The organism is Pirellulimonas nuda (assembly GCF_007750855.1).
Taxonomy (GTDB): Bacteria; Planctomycetota; Planctomycetia; order Pirellulales; family Lacipirellulaceae; genus Pirellulimonas; species Pirellulimonas nuda.
Genome location: NZ_CP036291.1, coordinates 969,897 through 991,080 on the forward strand (window position 1 = coordinate 969,897; position 21,184 = coordinate 991,080).

At 67.5% G+C, this 21,184-nt stretch carries 15 protein-coding genes; 8 read left to right on the forward strand and 7 right to left on the reverse strand.

Annotated elements, in window-relative coordinates:
• Positions 1 to 5: 5 nt before the first annotated feature.
• Positions 6 to 1,640 (reverse strand): arylsulfatase, encoded by a 1,635-nt coding sequence (locus Pla175_RS04155; RefSeq protein ID WP_145281433.1) that lies wholly within the window; start codon positions 1,638 to 1,640, stop codon positions 6 to 8.
• Between the two features lie 193 nt (positions 1,641 to 1,833).
• Here Pla175_RS04155 and Pla175_RS04160 point away from each other — a divergent pair, with 193 nt between their 5' ends.
• Positions 1,834 to 2,622 carry an MOSC domain-containing protein gene (locus Pla175_RS04160; RefSeq protein ID WP_231954185.1) on the forward strand — a complete coding sequence of 263 codons (789 nt, stop codon included), beginning with the start codon at positions 1,834 to 1,836 and terminating at the stop codon, positions 2,620 to 2,622.
• 82 nt (positions 2,623 to 2,704) lie between these two features.
• Here Pla175_RS04160 and Pla175_RS04165 read toward each other — a convergent pair whose 3' ends face one another.
• Complete coding sequence (locus tag Pla175_RS04165) at positions 2,705 to 3,310, reverse strand: DUF488 domain-containing protein (RefSeq protein ID WP_145281434.1); 606 nt, start codon at positions 3,308 to 3,310, stop codon at positions 2,705 to 2,707.
• 108 nt (positions 3,311 to 3,418) lie between these two features.
• Positions 3,419 to 6,550: a glycoside hydrolase family 2 TIM barrel-domain containing protein gene (locus Pla175_RS04170; RefSeq protein WP_145281435.1), complete on the reverse strand. Its 3,132-nt coding sequence runs from the start codon at positions 6,548 to 6,550 to the stop codon at positions 3,419 to 3,421.
• Between the two features lie 360 nt (positions 6,551 to 6,910).
• On the opposite strand from Pla175_RS04170, the gene galK reads away from it, so the two are divergent.
• A complete protein-coding gene (gene galK, locus Pla175_RS04175) occupies positions 6,911 to 8,092 on the forward strand; it encodes a galactokinase (RefSeq protein WP_197527259.1) in 1,182 nt (393 codons plus the stop codon).
• Positions 8,093 to 8,147: 55 nt separating this feature from the next.
• On the opposite strand, the gene Pla175_RS04180 is transcribed toward galK, so the two are convergent.
• The gene (locus Pla175_RS04180) at positions 8,148 to 9,200 is read right to left on the reverse strand and encodes a c-type cytochrome domain-containing protein (protein ID WP_145281437.1); all 1,053 of its coding nucleotides are present in this window, start codon (positions 9,198 to 9,200) and stop codon (positions 8,148 to 8,150) included.
• A 369-nt stretch (positions 9,201 to 9,569) separates the two neighbouring features.
• Here Pla175_RS04180 and Pla175_RS04185 point away from each other — a divergent pair, with 369 nt between their 5' ends.
• From Pla175_RS04185 to Pla175_RS04205, 5 genes are all read left to right on the forward strand, one after another.
• A complete protein-coding gene (locus Pla175_RS04185) occupies positions 9,570 to 11,348 on the forward strand; it encodes a DUF885 domain-containing protein (RefSeq protein WP_145281438.1) in 1,779 nt (592 codons plus the stop codon).
• A gap of 16 nt (positions 11,349 to 11,364) precedes the next feature.
• Positions 11,365 to 12,399, forward strand: coding sequence for an EamA family transporter RarD (gene rarD, locus Pla175_RS04190; RefSeq protein ID WP_145281439.1), 1,035 nt, complete (start codon positions 11,365 to 11,367; stop codon positions 12,397 to 12,399).
• 132 nt (positions 12,400 to 12,531) lie between these two features.
• Positions 12,532 to 12,822: an antitoxin gene (locus Pla175_RS04195; protein WP_145281440.1), complete on the forward strand. Its 291-nt coding sequence runs from the start codon at positions 12,532 to 12,534 to the stop codon at positions 12,820 to 12,822.
• A 258-nt stretch (positions 12,823 to 13,080) separates the two neighbouring features.
• Positions 13,081 to 13,194 carry a type II toxin-antitoxin system VapC family toxin gene (locus Pla175_RS26980; RefSeq protein ID WP_145281441.1) on the forward strand — a complete coding sequence of 38 codons (114 nt, stop codon included), beginning with the start codon at positions 13,081 to 13,083 and terminating at the stop codon, positions 13,192 to 13,194.
• Between the two features lie 236 nt (positions 13,195 to 13,430).
• On the forward strand, positions 13,431 to 14,843 hold the full coding sequence (locus Pla175_RS04205) for a PQQ-like beta-propeller repeat protein (protein ID WP_145281442.1): 1,413 nt from the start codon (positions 13,431 to 13,433) through the stop codon (positions 14,841 to 14,843).
• Between the two features lie 190 nt (positions 14,844 to 15,033).
• Here Pla175_RS04205 and Pla175_RS04210 read toward each other — a convergent pair whose 3' ends face one another.
• Positions 15,034 to 16,788, reverse strand: a complete 1,755-nt coding sequence (locus Pla175_RS04210) for a potassium/proton antiporter (protein WP_145281443.1) — start codon at positions 16,786 to 16,788, stop codon at positions 15,034 to 15,036.
• A gap of 529 nt (positions 16,789 to 17,317) precedes the next feature.
• Between Pla175_RS04210 and Pla175_RS04215 the strand changes: the two genes are divergently transcribed.
• Positions 17,318 to 18,889, forward strand: a complete 1,572-nt coding sequence (locus Pla175_RS04215; protein ID WP_145281444.1) for a GNAT family N-acetyltransferase — start codon at positions 17,318 to 17,320, stop codon at positions 18,887 to 18,889.
• 27 nt (positions 18,890 to 18,916) lie between these two features.
• Here Pla175_RS04215 and Pla175_RS04220 read toward each other — a convergent pair whose 3' ends face one another.
• Both Pla175_RS04220 and Pla175_RS04225 read right to left on the reverse strand, forming a co-directional pair.
• Positions 18,917 to 19,510 (reverse strand): Uma2 family endonuclease, encoded by a 594-nt coding sequence (locus Pla175_RS04220; RefSeq protein ID WP_145281445.1) that lies wholly within the window; start codon positions 19,508 to 19,510, stop codon positions 18,917 to 18,919.
• A 2-nt stretch (positions 19,511 to 19,512) separates the two neighbouring features.
• On the reverse strand, positions 19,513 to 21,168 hold the full coding sequence (locus tag Pla175_RS04225; protein WP_145281446.1) for a multiheme c-type cytochrome: 1,656 nt from the start codon (positions 21,166 to 21,168) through the stop codon (positions 19,513 to 19,515).
• Positions 21,169 to 21,184 lie beyond the last annotated feature (16 nt).

The following is a 21,184-nucleotide window of genomic DNA, read 5'->3' on the forward strand; positions in this document are numbered from 1 at the left end:
CGGGCTTACGCCCGACCGGCGGGGGGGGCGGGTTGTTTGTTTCTTGCTTTGTTGGCGCGCTGCTTCTTGGCGCGGTCGATGGACTCGGTGTGGGTCCGCTTGGCGATCGCGTCCCACCGGGCCGCCATCGCGCGGACCCGGTCCGGCTGCTCGCCCGCCAGGTCGTGCTGCTCGGTGCGGTCGGCGCGCATGTCGTACAGCTCCCACGGCTGGCTGCCGAAGGTGACGATCTTCCAACGGCCCTCGCGCAGCGCGCGGTTCCCCTCGTGCTCGAACAGGATGGGGTTCGTGCGGACCAGCGGCTCGCCCCGCAGCGCCGGCAGCAGGCTCACCCCCTCGAACGGCTCGATGGCGTGCCCCCCCAGCTCCTGCGGGTAGGCCGCGCCCGACGCGGCCAGCGCGGTGGGCATGACGTCGATCACGTGGACGGGCTCGCGGTTGAGCGCGCCACGCTCGGCCCCCGCGACCCGCTCTGGCCAGCTCAGGATCAGCGGCGTCGCGATCCCCCCCTCGTGCGTGTGGTGCTTGTAGCGGCGGAACGGCGTGTTGCTGAGCGTGGCCCAGCTCTGCCCCAAGAAGACATTGGAATCAGGGCTGCCGATCGCCCCGTCGCCATCGGTTCGGCCGTTGGGCCCCGACTCTGCGTTGCCCCCGTTATCGCTGAGAAACACGATCAGCGTGTTCTCCAGCTCGCCCCGCTCGCGGAGCCCATCCACGACGCGGCCGACGCTCACGTCGATCGATTCAATCATCGCCGCGTACACCGCCATCATGTTGTCGAAGCGGTCGCGTTGGGCGTCGGTCAGGTCGTCCCACGCGGCGACCCCTTTCGGGCGGGGCGCCAGCGGCCAGCCGGCGTCGACGATCCCCAGCTCGATCTGTTTGGCGTGCCGCGCTCCGCGTAGCTTGTCCCAGCCCTGCGTGTACTTGCCGCGGTAGCGGGCGATGGCTTCTTCCCGCGCCATCAGCGGGAAGTGCGGCGCGCAGTGGGCTAGGTACAGCAGGAACGGCTTGCCGGCGTCGCGGGCCTCGTCGATGAACTTCAGGCCCCAGTCGGTCCACAGCTCGGCGCCGTACCAGTCGTCGCCGAACCGCGGGTCGTTTAGGGCCAGCTCCTCGCCGTCGAGGTAGAGCTTCGCCCCGGCCTTGGGGGTTTGGTTCGGGAAGTGGGTGCCGCCGGCCTGCAGGTTGAGGCTCCGCTGGAAGCCCCGCTCCCACGGCGGCGTGCCCCGCTGCTGGCCCAAGTGCCACTTGCCGCTCATGGCGGTGAAATAACCGGCGGGGGCCAATACTTCCGCCAGCGTGACGCTGGTGTCGGCGATGCGCGCCTGGTACCCGAGCGAGCCGGCCACGAAGGTGCCGTCCAGGTGCCCCATGCCCGCCTGGTGCGGGTAGTGCCCTGTCAGCAGCGACGCCCGTGTGGGGCTGCAGCGGGCCGTGTTGTACGCCTGGGTGAACGCTACACCCCCGGCCGCGAGCGCATCGATGTTCGGCGTCGGGATCTCGCTGCCGAAGCAGCCGATGTCCGAGTAGCCCATGTCGTCGACCAAGATCACGACGATGTTGGGCCGGTCGGCGGCCCGACCCCACGCGGCGCCGCAAATGAACAACAGGAGGAGACCAGCGCGATGGTAGGTCATGCAGTCGTCGCCAGCGGGTCTTGGAAAGCCCAAGAACAAGGGTTGTTCCGTCGGGAGCCATCAGGCTAACCTCCCCCCCACGGCAATGCTAGGAATCTCCCCAGGCGGCCGCGCTACGCGGGCAGCGCATGGTTGTAGGTGCGACGGCGGTTAACGAAATTGCAGCAGGCGGTGCGCCCGGCAGCGAGGCGTCGTGTACAGTACCGGCCTGGACCGGACCTTCTACCGAGCGGGGGGCGTGATGTCGGGCGGACTTGGCGAGGGCCTGCGGGCCCGGTTGGCGTCGGTGCAGACCGGCATGCCGCAAACGCGCGGCGAGCCCGGCGCCGCGGACGTGATGGACCGGCCCTGGACCACGGCGTTCTACAAGACGCCGGTCGACGGCCGCGTGTGGCTCGGCAAGACCGGGCTGGCCGGCGACGGGCAGGCCGACCAGAAGAACCACGGCGGGCCCGACAAAGCGGCCTGCGTCTACCCCGCCGACCACTACGGCTACTGGCAGGCCGAGCTGGGCGTTTCGCCGCTGCCCCATGGGGCGTTCGGAGAAAACTTCACGACCCTCGGCGTGACGGAGGCCGACCTCTGTATCGGCGACGTCTTCTCGATCGGCCCGGCGGTGGTGCAGGTCTCCCAGCCGCGCCAGCCCTGCTGGAAGCTGGCGCGGCGGTGGCGTGCCAAAGACCTGGCGCTCCGCGTGCAGCAGAACGGCCGCACCGGCTGGTACTTCCGCGTCCTTCAGGAGGGCGAGGTCGAGCGTGGGGCAGAGCTGCTGCTCAAAGAGCGGCCCCACCCGCGCCTGACGCTGGCCGACGCCAACGACCTGATGCACCACCGCAAGCACGACCTGGCGGCCGCCGCGACGCTGGCCGCTTGCCCGGCGCTTTCCGCGAGCTGGCAAGCGACGCTGAACAAGCGCGTGCAGAGCGGCGAGTCAGAGAGCATCGCGTCGCGCGTCGAGGGCGCCAACGGCGGCGGAGCGTAGGGGTCCCACGCCCCAGAGCGGCGGACGGCTGCACCGTAGCCCGCTCACTCCGTGAGCGGAATCATCTCACGGAGTGAGATGACTACACTGGTCGGTACGCAAGCTCGCAGGCCCGGGCGGAGTACGCCTGGGCGACCAGGTCGTCCCAGCCCTGCTGGGGCTCGAACAGCGAGCGCTCGATCCCCATCATGCCGACGAGCCGGCGGTCGGTCTCGGCGTGGGGCTCCAGCGAACCGTCGGCCAGGATGTGCTCGACCCGCCAGCCGGCCAGCGCCAGATAGCGGGCGATCAGCACCGAGCGGTGGCAGTCCAGCGGCTCCTTCTCCGCGCACATCAGGGCGATGCGGAACCGCTGGGCGCCGCGCCGCAGCCGCTCGACCCCCGCGGCGAACGCCGGCAGCCGGGCGACGCGGTCGTACACCGCTTGTCCGTCGACGTAGCACTCGGGCTCGTCGCGCCGCGCGCCCAGCTCTTGGCCGAGGTACGCGTAGCGCACCCCGGCTTGCTCCAGCGCGATGCGCAGCGGCGCCTGGCAGAAGTGGTCGGTGCGGCTGTGGGGGGTCGAACGCACGTCCGCGATGGCGGTGACTTGGTGCGCCTGCAGCAGTTCGAGGAACCGCTCCATGGAGTGGCGCGAGTGGCCGATGGTCAGCACGTGGCTACGGATTGCAAATTGCAAATTAGTCATTGCAAATTGCGAATTGAAGGTAGCTCATGAACAATTTGCAATTTGCAATTTGCAATCGTTTCACAGCCGCTTGATGGGTCAGCGGCCGCTGCGCGGCCTCGACCCAGCCTACTTGTAGGAGCGCAGCGCTACGTCTTCTGGCGCGCCTCCTTCTAGCAGCGGCGTTAGCCGGAAGGTGTACTCGTAGTGCGACTCGCGGGGGCGGTACTTGTCTAGCGGCTTCTGGCCCCAACTGTTTTGGCCGCCGACGCCGCGTTGCACGCCGTCGATATAGAGCGTGGTGAACCAGTTGTTCTTGAGCTCGTAGTCGTGCGCAGCGCTCATCAGGTTCTCTTGCGTGTAGCGGCTGGCGCCCGCCTGCACCAGCGGCTGGCCCACCACGGCCAGGCCGCGGCCCTGGCGGTTGGTTAGCGCGAACCAGCGCACGTCGGTGCGGTTGCCGTTCTCTTGCGGGCGGACGTACGGGAAGTGCAGGTCGGCGACCGGCATCTCGTACCGGCCCACCAGCGCCGCGGTCTTGCGGTCGGGGTACGACTCGAACGGCCCGCGGCCGTGCCAGGCGGCCCGGTCCATCCAGCCGGGGACCCCCAGCCGCATGCCGAACCGCAGCAGCTCCGGCAGCTCCTTCGGCCCGTCCAGCGTGGCGGAGACCACTACGTCGCCGTTGCCGTACACGTCGTAGGTGTTGGTGTAGGCCGCGTTCCACACCGGCAGACGCAGCTTGGCGGTCAGGCGGGCGTGCCCGTCGGCGACCTGCTTCTTCTGGAAGCTCTCCAGCTTGCGGCCGACCTGGGCGTCGCGCCACACGAACATCTCGCGCGGCATGTTGTTGGGGTTGCTGGCGTCCCACTCGTTATCGACCTGGGCCCGCCAGAAGTTGGGCTCCAGCGGGCTGATGACGATCTTCTGACCGTCGCGTCGCCACTCGTCCAGCGCGCCGGTCTGCTTGTTGAAGCGGATCTGGAAGCCGGTCCCCTTGGCGTAGACGTGGCCGTCGTCTTCGCTGAGGTTCACGGCGCCGACCACGTCTCCCGAGACGGCGTCGGGCGTCTTGCTCTTGTACGCGATGGGCGTTTGCGCCTCGGCGACCACGAAGCCGGCGTCTGCCCACGGCTCGTCCTCGGCCAGCGCGAAGCGGAGGTTCAGCATCAGCTCGCCGTACGCGCCGGGGTCGGGGAGGCTGAGGGGGACTTCTAGCTTGCCGGTCTCGCCCGGCTCGAGGTCCAGCGGCGACAGCTCGCCGCTGGCGAGCTGCTTGCCGTCCGCGATCAGCTCCCACTTGGGCTTGAGGAAGCCCAGGTTGCGGTGGAAGTAGCCGTTGGTGACTTCAACCACACCGTTCTCGCCCTCCACGGGCCGGACCTTGACGAACTGCTGCACCTTCTTGACTTCGTGCAGGTGGGGGTTGGGCTTGCGGTCGGGCTGCACGAGGCCGTTGATGCAGAAGTTGCTGTCGTTGGGCTTGTCGCCGAAGTCGCCGCCGTAGGCGAAGTACTCTTCGTCACGCAGCGTGCGGCGGCGGAGGCCCTGGTCGACCCAGTCCCAGATGTACCCGCCGACCAGGTGGTTGTCCTGCTCCATCACGTCCCAGTAGTCCTGGAAGTTCCCCATGGAGTTGCCCATCGCGTGGGCGTACTCGGTGAGCACGATCGGCCGCTGCTCGTTTGAGCTGGCCCGTTTCTTGAGGTCGTCCGGCGAGGGGTAGAACAGCCCCAGCACGTCCGCGTGCTCGTTGCCGTCCTGGTAGTGGATGGGGCGCGACTTGTCGATGGCGAGCGCCGCCTCGCGCATCAGCTTGAAGGTCTTTCCGGTGCCCGCTTCGTTGCCCAGCGACCAGAAGACGACGCTGGGGTGGTTCTTGTCGCGGTGGACCACCGCCTCCATCCGAGCCACCGACGCGTCGAACCACTCCTCACGGTTGCCCGGCAGGCTGCCGCCGCCGCCGGGGCCGCGCGCCCGGTACTCGTGCGATTCCATGTTCGCTTCGTCCATCACCAGGATGCCGTACTGGTCGCACAGGTCGTACCACGCCGGGTGGTCGGGGTAGTGGCTGGTCCGCACCGCGTTGAAGTTGTTCTGCTTGAGCAGCTTGACGTCCTCGACCATCCGCTCGTAGGGGATGGCGCGGCCGTGGTCGGGGTCGTGCTCGTGGCGGTTGACCCCCTTGAGCAAGATCGGCTTGCCGTTGAGCAGCAGCTTGCCGTCCTTGATCTCGAACTCGCGGAAGCCGACGTTGATGGCGACGGCTTCGAGCGTCTTGCCGTCGGCGTCTTTCAGTGCGACGGCGAGCTTGTAGAGGTTGGGGGTTTCGTCGGTCCAGAGCTTGGGGTTGGAGATTCTCGCACGCAGCTCTTCCGATTGACTCGGCGGCTCAAGCCGGCGCGGAGTCGCGAGCCGGTCTTCGCCGCCGGAGTCGACCAATCGGACTTCAACCTGCGCCGCGTTGTCGTTGTCAAACCCTTCTTTCTCAACGAGGCAGCGCACCTCGGCGTTCTGATACTTGTCGTCTAAGTCGGTTGTGAAGAAGACGTCGCGGATGTACGTCTCCGGCCGCGCCACCATGTACACGTCGCGATAGATCCCGCTCATCCGCCACATGTCCTGGTCTTCCAGGTAGCTGCCGTCGCTCCAGCGGATCACCTGCACCGCGATCAGGTTCTTGCCCGGATTCAGATACTTGGTGACGTTGAACTCGGCGGGGGTCATGCTGTCTTGGCTGTAGCCCACCTTTTGGCCGTTGACCCACAGGTAGAAGGCGCTCTTCACGCCGTCGAAGTGCAGGAAGACCTGCTTGCCGTCCCAGTCCGCCGGCAGCTCGAACGTCTTGCGGTACAGCCCGCAGGGGTTGTAGCGCTGGCCGACCTTCGGCGGGTTGGGCGGGAAGGGGTAGTTGACGTTGGAGTAGACCGGGTAGTCGTAGCCCTCCATCTGCCAGTTGGCCGGCACCTTGATGGGGAGGAAGCCCTGGGCATCGAAGTCGGGCTTCCAGAACCCCTCCGGCACGAGGCTCGGCAGCTTCACCCAGCGGAAGTCCCACTCGCCGTTGAGGCTCTTGTAGAGCGGGTTCTTCTCCAGGTCGCCGGCCAGGGCGGCTTCAACAGAGGGGTAGGGGAGGAACGTCGCGTGCGGCGGCTCCTTGTTGACGGCGAAGACTCGGGGGTTCTCCCAGTCGTTTTGGGCCGAGGCCGAGAGCGTCAACACGCACAGCAGGGAGAACGTCAAACAGCAAGGAGTCTTCACGGCGGCAATCCTGCGAAGAGGGGTTAGGGAGGATAGACCGCGATTATACGTTCCCCGCCATTACTTACGGAACCGCCAAGACGCCACGAGCGCCAAGGACGCCACGACGGACGCAAGAAGGTGGGAACCGCCAAGGACGCCAAGAAGCGCCAAGACTAACCAAGGGTGTCGAACGTGGCTCGGGCGGACCGACGAGGCGACAGTCGTACCGGCGAGCCCTACGAATCTGCCGCTGATCGCAAGGCATCGGGCAACCGGTTGCTTTCCTGCTTGGCGTCCTTGGCGCTCGTGGCGTCTTGGCGGTTCGGGTCGGTTCGATCAGACTTAGGGGCCTCCCCCGATCGCCCCAGGACCGCCGCCGTGGATACCGCACCCAGCCTCGATCAACTCGTGCTCCAGGCCCGCGAGCTCTTCCGCGAGCAGTACGGCGCCGACGCCCGGTGGACCGTCGCCGCGCCGGGCCGCGTGAACCTGATCGGTGAGCACACCGACTACAACGACGGCTACGTCTGCCCGATGGCGATCGAGCGGTACGTGGTGATCGCCGCAGGGCGGGCCGAGGGACGCGACGCCGGGGTGCGGTTCTTCACGGCCCTCTCGCAGGAAGAGACCACGCTGCGCCCCGGCGAGCAAGAAACGATCGACCTGCCCAAGTGGGCCGTCTACCCGTACGGCGTGCTCGACCTGCTGCGTAAGCGCGGCATGATGCTGGGCGCCATCGACGCGGTCGTGGTCTCAACCGTGCCGCTGGGTGGGGGGCTCTCCAGCAGCGCGGCGCTCGAAGTCGCCACCGCCACGCTCGCCGAGGCGGTGTCGGGCCAGCCGCTGGACGGCCGAGACAAGGCGCGGCTCTGCCAGATGGCCGAGAACCACTACGTGGGCATGCCGTGCGGCATCATGGACCAGTTCAGCTCTGCGCTGTGCAGCGCCGGCGAGGCGATGCGGCTCGACTGCCGGTCGTTGGAGATCCACCCGGTGCCGCTGGCGGACCCGGCCGTGTCGGTGCTGGTGACCAACAGCAACGTCAAGCACGAGCTCACCGGCAGCGAGTACCCCACGCGCCGCAAGCAGTGCGAGCAGGCCGCCACGGCGCTCGGCGTGCCGATGCTGCGCGACGCTACGATCGAGCTGCTGGAGGCGAAACGCGACTCGATGGAGGACGTCATCTACCGACGGGCCAGGCACATCATCGGCGAGAACCAGCGGGTGATCGACTTCTCGGCCGCCGCGGCCGTGGGCGACTGGGCCAAAGCGGGCGAACTCATGTACGCCAGCCACGCCGCGATGCGAGACGACTTCGAGATTAGCTGCCCCGAGATCGACGCGCTGGTGGAGATCGCCCGCGGGATCGGGCCGGCCGGCGGCGTGTACGGCTCACGCATGACCGGCGGCGGCTTCGGCGGCTGCACCGTGACGCTGGTCGAGACCGCCAAGGTAGACGCGGTGGTCAAGCGTCTGCTGGACGAGTACCGCCAGCAGACCGGCGCCGAGGGCGCCGCGTTCGTGACCCGCCCCGCGGGCGGGGCCCACGCAATCAAGTAGGATGGGGCTGAGCGCTTCGCTGGGCGGCGCGGCTAACTCGCGGCGGGCGTCTGCCTTACTTTGCCACTTCGAGCTCCTTCGCCAGCTCGGTCAGCCGTTCGTCCGCGGACTCGATCTGCGCCTTGGCTTCTTCTAGCTGCGCCACGGCGGCCTTCTTTTCTGCTTCGAGCCGTTCTTTCTCTTGGGTGAGCCGTTCGCGGGCCACCTCGGGGTGGTTCCAGCCGAGGTTGATCTCCAGCTCGGGCCGCGAGGCCATCGCCTTCTTGGCCGCGGCGTAGCTCACCGGCGTTTCGTACACGTACAGCCGCCGCAGCGCCCCGTTCTTGGCGAGCGGCTCGAGCACGGCGTCGGTCACCTTGCTGCCGTAGACGTTCAGGTAACGCAGCCGCGGCAGGCCGGCCAGCGGGGCGACGCCGGCGTCGGTGACCGCGGTCTGCTCCAGGTGCAACGCCTCGAGGTTCTCTAGGGCCGCCAGGCGGGCGGCGCCGGCGTCGGTGACCGCGGTCCGCGCCAAGCTGAGCTCGCACACGTTCGGGGCGACCGCCAGGATGGCGTCGACAACGTCATCGCCTGTGTTTGCCGGTTGGCTCGGGAAGCTGATCATCAGCAGCGGGCTGCCGGCGTACCTGGGCAGCGCCACGCCGCCGGCCTTCTCGATACGCGTAATCGCCGCGGGGTCGGCCGGGTCGGGGGTCGGCTCCTTGGCCTCGTCGGCCGGCGCAGCAGCCGCCGCCGCCGGTGCGGGGGCGTCTCCCGCTTCGAACAGCTTCTCGTGCTCAAGCCACTTGCGGAAGGCGTCGATCTCCTCGGCCTTGAGCGGCGGCGCCCCCTTGGGCATCCGCAGCTTGTCGTCTTCCGCCAGGGTCAACCGCGCGAACACCTCGCTGTTCTCCGGGTCGCCCGGCAGCAGCAGCCCTTCTTCGATCAGCGCCTCGACGGCCGCGCGGCCTTCCAGGTTCAGCCCGCCGAGCGACTTCGCCGCGCCGTGGCACTTCACGCAGTGCTGTTGGAAGAGCGGCTCGACCTGGGCGAACCCAACCTCGGCGGCCACGACGGAGGGGGCCCCAAACAGCAGCAAAGAGAAGCAGAGCGTGAAGAGTGGTTTCATCGGTAGGATGCTCGGTGTGATTTCGGTCGCAAAGATTCGAACATGGGACGCGCGCCCGGCCCCGATCCAGAGGCCGGGGTCGATGGGCGGCGCCGGAAGGGGCTTCTCCTTGATAGCGCAAATCCACAAGAACCGCGATAGGCTGATTTTTTCTGGCGCCCCCTGAGTTTAGTCTCGCCGCGAGCACGCCGCCAATCGGCGCCCCGCCGCGTGATTTGTCGCTCTACCCCAGCCGGATCAGCACCGAGCCCCGATGGCGCCTTCGCCCGGGGGATTGCCGTGGTTGGGGCTCAGTTCTGAGACGCGATCAGTATATGATACGGGCCCTCCGCCGCTCCCCGCATCCCTCCCCCCGCCAAGGCCACCTTGATGCCGCACCTGTTTTGCTCTGCGTTTTTGCTTGTTTGGCTCGTTCTGCTGGCGCCGGCCACCCGCGCGGACAAGGTCGCCCCCCAGCAGGCGCTGGACGACGTGATCGCGCAGTCGTGGGCGTTCGACCTGGCGGAGTCCCCCGAGTTTGCGACCCGCGCCGGGGTGCACGACCACAACGACCGGCTCGACAGCGCGCGGATCGAGGACTTCCAGCGCCGCGCATCGACGCGGCGGGGCTTCCTCGATCGGCTCAACAAGATCGACCGCGGGGCCCTCTCCCCCTCGGCCAGGCTCAACTACGACCTGTTGCGCCGCGACCTGACGGACGGCCTGTCCGAGCACAGCTTCCGAGGCTTCTTGATGCCGATCAGCAACCGCGGCGGCTTCCACATCGACTTCCCCGACCTGCCGAAGCACGTCCCGCTCGGCACGGTCACCGACCTAGAGAACTACATCGCCCGGCTGCGCGACTTCGGCCGGGTGACGGACGAGCAGATCACGCTGATGCGTATCGGCACGGACGTGGGGATGACCGTCCCCGCGGTGATCTTGGAGGGGTGGGAAGACTCGGTCACCACGCACATCGTCGCCGACCCGACGCGTAGCGCACTCTACGAGCCCCTGAAGAAGCTGCCCGATTCGATCCCCGCGCCGCAGCAGAAGCGGCTGCGTGCCGCCGCGGCCGCGGCCATCGCCGAGGTGGTCTCGCCCGCGTACCAGCGGTTCTACGACTTCATGAAGGACGAGTACGTGCCGAACTGCCGCTCGGCGATCGGCGCCTCGGCGCTGCCCAACGGGCGGGAGTTCTACCGCCACCGCGTGCGGATGTTCACCACGCTCGACACCACGCCGGACGAGGTGCACATGCGCGGACTGGCGGAGGTAAAGCGGATCCGCGGCGAGATGGAGGCCGTGATCGAGCAGCTCGAGTTCGACGGGGACTTCAAGGCGTTTGTGCAGCACCTGCGAGACGACCCCGAGTTCTACGCCAAGACCCCCGAAGAGCTGCTGCAGCGCACCGCGCTGGTGCTCAAGCGGGCCGACGGCCAGCTCCCCAAGCTGTTCGGGCGGCTGCCACGCACGCCGTACGGCATCCGCGAGATCCCGGCCTTCATCGCCCCCAAGACCACCAGCGCCTACTACATGCGCCCCGGCGGCGACGGCAAGACGGCCGGCTTTTACTACGTGAACACCTACAACCTGCCGAGCCGGGGGCTGTTCGACGTCGAGGCCCTCTCGCTGCACGAGGCGGTGCCGGGGCACCACCTGCAGCTCGCGCTGCAGCAGGAGCTCGAAGGGCTCCCCGAGTTCCGCAAGTACAGCGGCTTCACCGCGTTCATCGAGGGCTGGGGGCTGTACGCGGAGCGCCTCGGCCTAGAGATGGGCTTCTACGAAGACCCCTACAGCAACTTCGGCCGCCTGAACATGGAGATGTGGCGCGCCTGCCGGCTGGTGGTCGACACCGGCATGCACTACCTGGGCTGGAGCCGCGAGCAGGCGATCAAATTCATGCTAGAGAACTCCCCGATGAGCGAGCACAACATCCGCGCGGAGGTGGACCGCTACATCGGCTGGCCCGGCCAGGCGCTGGCCTACAAGACGGGCGAGCTAAAGATCCGCGAGCTGCGCGCACGGGCAGAAGAAGCGCTCGGCGACCGCTTCGACATCCGCGCGTTCCACGACGTCGTGCTCGGCAGCGGCGCGGTGCCGCTGGACGTGCTGGAGGCGAACGTGGATGCGTGGGTGGCGGGGGAGATGATCGATGATAGAGGATAGATGTTAGAGACGCGCAATGCGTCGCGTCCAAGTCGTCCCTATCATCTATCATCTAACCTCTAACCTCTATCATCTAAACTTACCTCGCCCCGCCACCATCTCTCACGACACAGACCAGCACCGCTCCGGCCTCGGCTACGCCCTCGCGGCGTTTGGCTGGTGGGGCTTCGTGCTGCCGCTGTTGATGCTGGCGCTCAACGCCGCGCTCGCCGGGTTCGACGGCAAGGGCCCGGGCGCCGCGAGCCGCGTTGACTGGACGCTCGAGGTGCTTGCGCACCGCACCGTCTGGACGCTGCTTTTCTGCCTGCTGCTGGTCGGTCGGGCGGGGCAGGGGGGGCAGGTGCTGGCGATCGTCCGCTCACGCCGCCGGCTGGGGCTGCTGGCCGCCACCGCGGCCTGCATCGCGATGAACTGGGGGTTCTTCGGCCTGGGCGCCGCCACCGAGCGGCTCAGCCAGGCGAGCCTGGGCTACTACCTCAACCCGCTGCTGAGCATCGCGCTGGGGGTGGTGGTGCTGGGCGAGCGGCTCCGCCCGTTCCAGGTGCTGGCCGTCGGCCTGGCGGCCGCCGGCGTGGCGTGGGAGACCGCCCGCGTGGGGCAGGCGCCCTGGATCGCTATCCTGGTGGCGCTGGCGTTCGGCCTGTACGGGCTGTTCCGCAAGCAGATCGCCGCGGGTGCGCTGACGGGGCTGACCACCGAGGTGCTGCTGCTGACGCCCCTCGCGCTGGCGTACTTTGTTTACCGCGAGGCCTACGGCCCCGAGCTGGCGTTCGGCCGCGGCTGGCTGGTGAGCGTGCTGCTGATCCTCAGCGGCGCGTTCACCGCGGCGCCGCTGATCTGGTTCAACCGCGCCGCCAAGCGGCTGCCGCTGAGCACGCTGGCCTTCCTGCAGTTCCTCACGCCAACGGGGCAATTGTTGACCGCGGTGCTGGTGAACGGCGAATCGCTTCCCACCGGCGCGCTCATCTCGTTCGCGCTGATCTGGCTGGGCGTGGCGGCGTTCTTGGCGGACGCGGGCCGCGTGGCGCGCGACGCGCCGGCGGCGGTGTGAGTGCACGCTCTCACCACGCAGAGCTGGGGGGTGTTAGTTCCCCGGAGCCGCCACCGCAGTTGCCTCAAGTAGCCATCAGCTCGTCGCGCAACGCATCTTGATAGCATTCAGAAGTGATGCTACGAGCGCAGCATGAGAACCACAGTCACGATCGACCCCGATGTCGAGCAGATTCTGCGTCAGGCGATGCAGCAGACAGGGCAGGGCTTCAAGACGGTCCTGAACGAAGCCGTGCGGAAAGGGCTTGCCGGAACGGTGGTAGAGAAAGACGAAGCTCCATTTGTCGTAAGGGCGAAGGACATGGGTTTGGCGCCTGGGATCGATCTAAACCGCATCAATCAGTCCATCGATGAACTTGAGGTCGAGGGTTACCTAGAGGTCACACGCCAATTGGTCGAGCGCCGGGATCAGGCCGGTAGGTGATCGTTCCCGATACCAACCTGTTGATTCACGCCTACAATTCGGCCTCACCGTTTCACGATCGGGCCAAAGCGTGGTGGGGCGCTTGCCTCAGCGGAGTTGAACCGGTTGGCTTGGTGCACCCGGTCGACTTCGGGTTTATTCGAGTCGTGACGATGACGCGTGCTTCTCCCGCGCCAATGACCCTGGCCGAGGCGACGGAAAGAGTTGACGAGTAGTTCGTCTGCAAGCCCGCGCGCCGGCTCCTGTAGGGGCAATCTGGTGACCGACGCGCAGATCGCATCCATCGCAATCGCCCACAACGCCACGGTCCACACCGCCGACCATGATTTCCGGCGCTTCAACGGGCTCAAGACATTCTATCCATTGGGCTGATGGCAGGCGGACGGAAGGCTTGGGCGACGCACTCCGCGACCTGACTCGGTGTGCCGAGTACTTGAAGCAGCAGCACGGATTCCTACGGCGTTGCCGTAGGCTACGATGAGCATGGCCTGCGGCCAGGCGCCATGTGTGGCGGACCAAGCCCCGGTCCCACATACTATCGGATGCCCACGCAGGCTTGGCGCCCGGCTGTCCTCCCCAGATCCCTATTCTCTTCCAAGGCTACCGCGATGCGGCGACTCTCTTGCTACCTCACGCTATTGCTGCTGAGTCAGACGGCCTTTGCCGACGATTGGCCTCAATGGCAGGGCCCGGACCGCAACGCGGTTTCGCGGGAGACCGGGCTGCTTCAGGAGTGGCCAGAGGGGGGGCCGCCGCTGGCTTGGCGGGTGGACGGGCTCGGCGGCGGCGACAGCGCGCCGGCGGTTGCCGGCGGCAAGCTCTACGGGATGAGCCATCGAGACGGGAAGGAGATCGTGTGGGCGCTGTCCGAAGCAGACGGCAAAGAGCTCTGGGCCAGCCCGCTCGGCGACGCCGCAAAGCAGGGGGTGCCCCAGTCGAAGGAGGGCCCCGGCGGAACGCCCACGGTCGAAGGCGATCGGGTCTACGTGATCGGGATGAGTGGGCGGCTTGCCTGCCTGGACGCGAGCGACGGCAAGATCGTTTGGCAGAAGAGCCTGGTCGATGACTTCGGCGGCGCGCCTCCCATGTGGAGCTTCCGGGAGTCGCCGCTGGTGGATGGCGACAAGGTAATCTGCACGCCCGGGGCCGCCGGCGCGATGCTGGTTGCCGTGGACAAGACAAACGGCGAAGTGATCTGGGAAACAACTGCGCCCCCCGCCGAAGCGTCGAGCACGCCGCCGACCGGCCCCGGGCCACCCCCCCGGGGCGAGCGGGGCCCAGCCGATGCGCCGCCGCGTGGCGGCGGGTTCGGTCCCCCCGGTGGCAACGCCCGCGGGGGCGGGGGCCGACGCGGCGGCTTCGGCCGCAGCCGTTCGGGCGCGGCCTACTCGTCCGTCATCGCCATCGACTACCAGGGCAGCCGGCAGTACGTGCAGATGACCTCGACCACGCTGGTCGGCGTGTCGGCAGACACGGGTGAGCTGCTCTGGCAGTACAACAAGCCGGCCAACGGCATGGGCGTCCACTGCACGACCCCGATCTTTCAAGACGGCCTGATCTTCGCGGCGTCCGCCTACGGCGCCGGCGGCGGCGCGATCACGCTGAACAAAGACAGCGAAGGCAAGTTTGAACCCGAAGAAGTCTACTTCACCACCAACATGCAGAACCACCACGGCGGCATCGTCGTTGTCGACGGCGCGCTGTACGGCGCCAACGGCGGGAACGGCGGCGGGATGATGGCCTGCATCGATTTCCAAACCGGCAAGACGCTGTGGAGAGACCGCAAGGGTCCGAAGGGGTCGCTGCTGTACGCCGACGGCAGGATCTACTTGCGCAGCGAAGAGGGGCCCATCGTGCTGCTGGAACCATCCACCGCAGGCTTGATCGAGCACAGCCGGTTTGAGCAGCCCGATCGGACCGACGCGCCCGCATGGGCCCACCCGGTGGTGGCCAACGGCAAGCTCTACATCCGCGACCAAGGGCTGCTGCTTTGCTACGACGTGCAATCGGACACGCCGTAGCGGCGCTGCCCTCTCAATCGGAGTCCTCCGAGTAGGAAAGAGCCGGGCGCCATGCTCCGCGCTTGCGTGGGCATGCGACCTCCGACGGCAATCGCCCAATCCGCCACCCATGGCCACGCAAGCGTGGGCCATGGCACCCGGCGACGGCACGCTTTACAGTTGCCGCCGAACGCCCTTTCTACGACCTGGGCTACGGTGGCTGTTGTGTCTGCATCGCGATCGGCAGGATCGACAAGCCGACCTGCTCGATGCGCCCGTCGGCCCCCACGTTCAGCACACGCAGCTCGAGGGGGCCGAAGCGGGCGGAGGCGCCCACGCCGGGCGTCTCCTTCTTGAGCGCGTGGCACAGCAGCTCCGCCAGCGTGCGTTCGCCGGACGCGTCGATCTCGATCGAGTACAACTCTTGCAGCTCGCGGACCGTCGCGGACGCACGCAGCGGGAACTCGATCCTTGCGGGGATCAGCCCCCGTGCGTCGGAGTCGCGCCCAAAGATCTGGCTCACCAGCGGCTGGACCCCCGGCCCCAGCACCAGGATCACGTGGTCCCCCGCGTGGATGCGGGTGCTCCCCTTCGGGGGGATGATCTGCTCGCCCCGCGCCACCATCGCAATAACCGCGCCGTCCGGCAGCGACAGCTCCCTCACCAGGCGCCCCGCGGCGCGCGAGTCGTCCCCCACCGCGTAGTCGACCACCTCGCCGTTCACGTGGCGTAGCGAGCTGATCTCCAGCGTGAGCGGGGGTTCCGGGTCGCGCGGCCGCTCGAGCCCCAGCAATCGCGCCACCGGCGCCAGGCTGGTCCCCTGGATGATGGCGGACACCACGACGATGAAGAACACCACGTCGAACAGCAGCGGCGCTTGCAGCGGTCGCTCGGGGGTGGCGAGCATCAAGGGGAACATCGCCAGCGTGATCGGCACCGCCCCCTTGAGCCCCACCCACGACATGAAGGTCCGCTCCTGCCAGGTGAAGCGGAACGGGAGGGTGGACAGCAGCACCGCGACAGGTCGCGCGACGAAGATCAGCACCGCGCTGATCAGCAGCGCCTTGGGCCCCACCTCGATCAATCGGCTCGGGAAGCACAGCAATCCCAGCACCACGAACATCACGATCTGCGAAAGCCACGCGATCGCGTCATGGAACAACCGGATGCCGCGCCGGAACACCAGCGGCCGGTTGCCGATGACGATGCCCGCCAGGTAGACCGCCAGGAAGCCGCTGCCGCCAAGCTGCGCGGCCATGCCGAACGTCAACAGGCAGAACGCGCTGATGAGCACCGGGTAGAGCCCGGGGGCGTTCAGCTCGATGCGGTTGGCGGCCCACCCGCCGGCGTACCCCCCCAGCACGCCGCAGACTCCGCCGATGAGCATCTGCGTCGCGAACAAGCCCAACAGCGCCGGGCCGAACCGCATGTCCCCCAGCAGCACCTCGATGCTGCCGATGGTCAAGAAGATCGCCATGGGGTCGTTCGAGGCGCTCTCGATCTCTAGCACCGAAGCGAGCCGTTTGGGCAGACCGATGCCGCCCGAGCGGAGCACCGAGAACACGGCCGCGGCGTCGGTCGACCCCACGATGCTCCCCAGCAGCAGCCCGTGCAGCCAAGAGATTTGCAGGATCCAGGCCGCGGCCGCGCCGGTGATCGCCGCGGTGACCAGCACCCCCCAGGTCGCCAGCAGCGCGGAGGGCCTCCAGGCCAAGCGGACCGCGGAGAGCGCGGTGCTCAGGCCGCCGTCGAACAGGATCATGGCCAGCGCCAGCGTCCCGACGCCGTGCGCTAGGCGGTAGTCCTCGAACTCGACCCCCCCCACCCCTTCGGAGCCCGCCAGCATCCCCAGCAGGAGGAACAGCACCAGCACGGGCACCCCGAGACGCGCGGAGAGCTTGCTCGACGCGATGCCCAGCAGCAGCAGGACCCCGGTGACCAGGATCACGGTATCGATCAAGAACATCGGCAGCAAAGCCCGGTGGCTGGTTGGGACGCGGCGGGGCACGCTCCCGCCGCGACTAGGCGGGGGCCCTCTCTCGGGCAGCGCCATCGCGGGAGAGCAATGATGTCAGGGACCTGCTTTCAGCCAATCCGAATCCGAAGGGGTTTGCGTGCTGGAACTGTAAGGCCTGCAATAGGCCGGCGCCATGCGCAACTGGTAGACGCCGGGCGCTGCGGCCCGACGCGTGCCGACGCAAGCGAGCAGCAGCACGACCCCGGAACTACGCTTATTCAACGGACGGAAACATCGCGGCCACGCTCTGACCGGAGGTGGGACGGGGGCGTGGGGCGCGCGTGCCGCGACGCGTGGGGCGCGCGGGCCGAGGCGTAGGGGTGGGCGTTGGCGGGTGTCGGCAGGATTGACATGCCCCGAGTATAGCCCCGGCCCTGGGCCGGCCCAGTCCAATCCAGAAAGTCACGGTGGCGCACAAGGCCGAAGGGCGTAGGATGGGCGTTCGGTTTTGCCACGAAGACTTACCCACCCGCCGAATATGTCTGAGAAACCCGCACCCGCCGTCAAGGTCCGCCGCTGGAAAGCCGCCGACATCCCGGCGCTGCTTGCGTGCCAAAAGGCGTCTTATCCGAACATCTCCATCGAGAGCCTGCAGGACGACCGCAAGCTGAAGATGCAGCTCGCCGCGTTCCCCGAGGGGCAGTTGTTGGTGGAGGCTGATGGCAAGATCGTCGGCTACGCCACTTCGCTGATCGTCCAGCTCGACGACGACTCCCCCTGGTACTCGTACGACGAGATCACCGGCGTCGGCACGTTCAGCACCCACACCCCCAGCGGCGACACGCTGTACGGGTCGGACATCGCCGTCCACCCGGACTACCGCGGGCAGGGGATAGCGCAAAAGCTGTACGCGCGGCGCAAGGTGCTGCTCAAGCGGCTTAACCTTAGGCGGATGGTGGCCGGCGGGCGGATCCCCGGGTACGCCGAGGTTTCTAAGAAGATGACCCCCGACGCGTATGTGCAGTCGGTCGTCCGGGGCGAGCGAAAAGACCAAGCCCTCTCGGCCCACCTGAAGGCGGGCTACAAGGTGCTGAGCGTGAACTTCGCGTACCTGAACGACGCGGAGAGCATGAGTTACGCCACGCACCTGGAGATGGCCAACCCCGACTTCGACCCCGCCAAGCGGATGATCGCCGGCGGGCCCATCCGCCGCCCCGTGCGCAAGGTGCGCGTGTGCGCGGCCCAGTACCAGATGCGCAGCATCACCTGCTGGGACGACCTGGAGCGGCAGGTGCACTTCTTTGCCGAGACCGCCAACGAGTACCACTGCCACTACCTGCTGATGCCGGAGCTTTTCACCGCGCAGCTCTTCAGCGCGCTGCCCCGCGACATGACCTCGCAGGACGCGGTGTGGGAGGTCGCCAAGCACGCAGAAGACTACCGCAAGATGTTCATCAAGCTGGCCGCGGAGTTCGGCCTGTACATCATCGGCGGCTCGACGCCGGTCGAGGTAGACGGCGAGCTGCAGAACATCTGCTACTTGTTCACCCCCAGCGGGGGCGTGTACCAGCAAGAGAAGCTGCACATCACCAGCGTCGAACGGCTGTGCTACAACACCCAGCCGGGGGACAAGCTGCGGGTGTTCGACACGCCGCTAGGGCGGATCGGCATCGTGGTGTGCTACGACGTTGAGTTCCCGGAGCTGGTGCGGCTGCTGGCGCTCAACGGCATCGAGATCTTGTTCGTCCCCTTCGCCACGGACGAACGCAAGAGCTACTTCCGCGTGCGGCTCTGCGCCCAGGCCCGCGCGGTCGAGAACGTCATTTATGTGGTGCTGGCGGGCTGCGTGGGGAACCTGCCGCAGGTGAAGAGCTTCCTCATCAACTACGGCCAGGCGGGCGTCTTCACGCCGTGCGACGTGCCGTTCCCGAAGGACGGCATCCTGGCCGAGGCGGAGCCCAACGCCGAAACGGTGGTGGTTGCGGAGCTGGACCTGAACAACCTCACCCAGCAGCGCGACCTGGGCTCGGTGCTGCCGATGCAAGACCGCCGCGGCGACCTGTACCAACTCACCAGCCGGGTGCCGGTGGAGGTGGTGCACGTGCGTTAGGGGGCGTAGCCAAGAGCGTACGAGCCGCTAACGCGGGTCGTCGTCTGGCTCCGGAGAGAACTCAACCCGCTGGTAGAGCTCCGCCAGCGGGAGCTCGGCCGCGATCTCTGGCAATGGGATCACAGCGTCGAGGCCGAGGTGTTCTTCGCGAGCGAAACCCTGGTCAACGCGGCGGTGCGCAACAACCCGTGGTTCTTCTTGCTCAATGACAAGGTAGACCCGCAGCGAAGGGATCATGCGGTAGTAGTCTAGCTTCTCTCCTTCGTCGGTCCGACGTGACGATTTAGAGAGCACTTCTGCAACGACGACGGGTTGATCCTGATGCGAGTCGTGCTGTGGGTTCGGGGAACAAACCACCATGCCGTCTGGGTAGTAGAACCGCGTCTGCGTGGGAGTATAAATCTTAACTTTGGTGTCGGAGTTGAACGGCTGGCAGGGTTTGCTACGGAGCCGCACTCCAAGTGCGAGAAAAAAATTACCTGCGATGAGATTGTGAGCGTTCCTCGCACCCGCCATCGCGTAGACGTGCCCGCCCAGGTACTCGTGCTTCACATCGGAGGTGAGTTCCCCGGCGAGGTATTCGTCTACAGAGATAAGCTGGTATTGTCTCAGCGCGGCCATGATTAGTCCTTCCCGTAGTGCTTCACTTCTTCCCAGTACGGCTGGAAGTCGAAGTCGGGGGAGTTGTCAAGGTCGTGGCACTCCAGGCAGTTGTTGACGACACGGCCCAGCACCTGGCCGGTCTTGTTGCCTTCGTTCTCGAGTATCTCCATGCGGAGCGCCTGGCGGAGCGCCTCGCGGCCGGCGTCGTCGATGTCGATCTCGTAGTTCTCCGCCGCCACGTGGCGGGCGGCGGGGCCGTGGCAGTTCTCGCAGCCCTGGTCGAGCAGGTGGGGCGTTGCTTCGAGGCTGGTGTAGCCCGAGGCGTAGGGCTGGTACTTCTGCGGCGACCAACCCACCACGTGGCAGCTCAGGCACTCCGGGTCGAAGTGCCGGGCGGGTTCGAGGTCGACCAGCGTCTGTGTCGCGTGGGCGTGCGGGGTCTTCTCAAACACCTCCCAGGCGGCGGAGTGGCAGTCTTGGCAGGCGGCGCTGCCGGCAAACTTCTGCCCCCCGGGGTCGGGCAGCGGCTTCGCGCCCAGGGCGTTCAGGCCCAGGTTCTTGAGCTCCAACTGGTAGCTCTCCAGCATGGCCTGCATGTCCTGGGCGTCCTCAAAGCGGTGGTCTAGCGGCACCTTCTGGTAGCGGAACGGGGTGTCTCCCGTGCGGTAGAAGCCGATCGTCACCGCGTACATCCCTTTGTGACCCACCTCGATCAGGTAGGCGTTGGTCCCTTCGATCTTGGTCGGCAGGTGCGGGGGCTCGTCCGCGCCCAGGGCCGCCACGACCCAGCGGAACTGGGGGAACTTCTTGGCGAGCGCCGTGGCCTCGTCGCGGTTGCCGTACACCATCAACACCAGTTCGTCGCAGCCGGCTTGTTCGAGGCCCGGCATCGCCTGGGCGAGACCGTCCGCGGCCTTCAGGATGGTTGCGTCGGGGACCTCCCCCAGCTTGGCCGCCTGCGCATCGGCCAGCACCGAGGTGTAACCGAACTTCATCCCCCCCGCCTCGGCCGTGGCGAACCGGCGGCTGAAGTCGGGGTCGAAGTCGAGCAGGCCGACGTTGGCGGACACCAGCGGGTTGGCGCCCGGCTCGAAGTTGAGCGCCACCCCCAGCACCTCCATCCGCAGGTCCTGCGCCCCCAGGCCGACCCCCTGGTAGCCGAGCTCCGCCAGCGACTCGAGCGCCCGGCGGAACTTGATTTGCGCCTGCGGGCCGTAACGCTTCACCTGGCCGCCGGCGTCGAGGGCCACCACCGGCCAGCCGTCGGCCCGCAGTTGTTTGAGGAACGTGCTGCGGCGTTTCAGGCCCCCCTTCTGGTTGGTCAGGCCGGCGCAGCCGCACGGTTCTAGGTAGCCCTGCTGCTCGCCGGTGAGCACCAGCGCCGCGTCGGGCTTGGGCCAGTCGACAAAGATCGGCCCGTTGGCCTCGATCGGGTCGGGCGGGGGGGCGTGCTTGCGGTTCAGCGGCTTCTTGGCGTCTTCTTGCCCCGTGGCGACAAAACGCACCGGCGGGGCGTTGGGGTCGACCTGGGCCTCTCCCTTCAGCTCGACCGTGCTCTGGCCGGCGGGGCCCGCCGCGCGTGCCGGGCGGGTAGACTCAATCCAGATCACCGCCGCCAGCCCGGCGAGCGCCACGCAGGCGCCCAGCCATACCCGGCCGGTTCGAGGGGCTGGCATGCTTCGTTTACGTCGA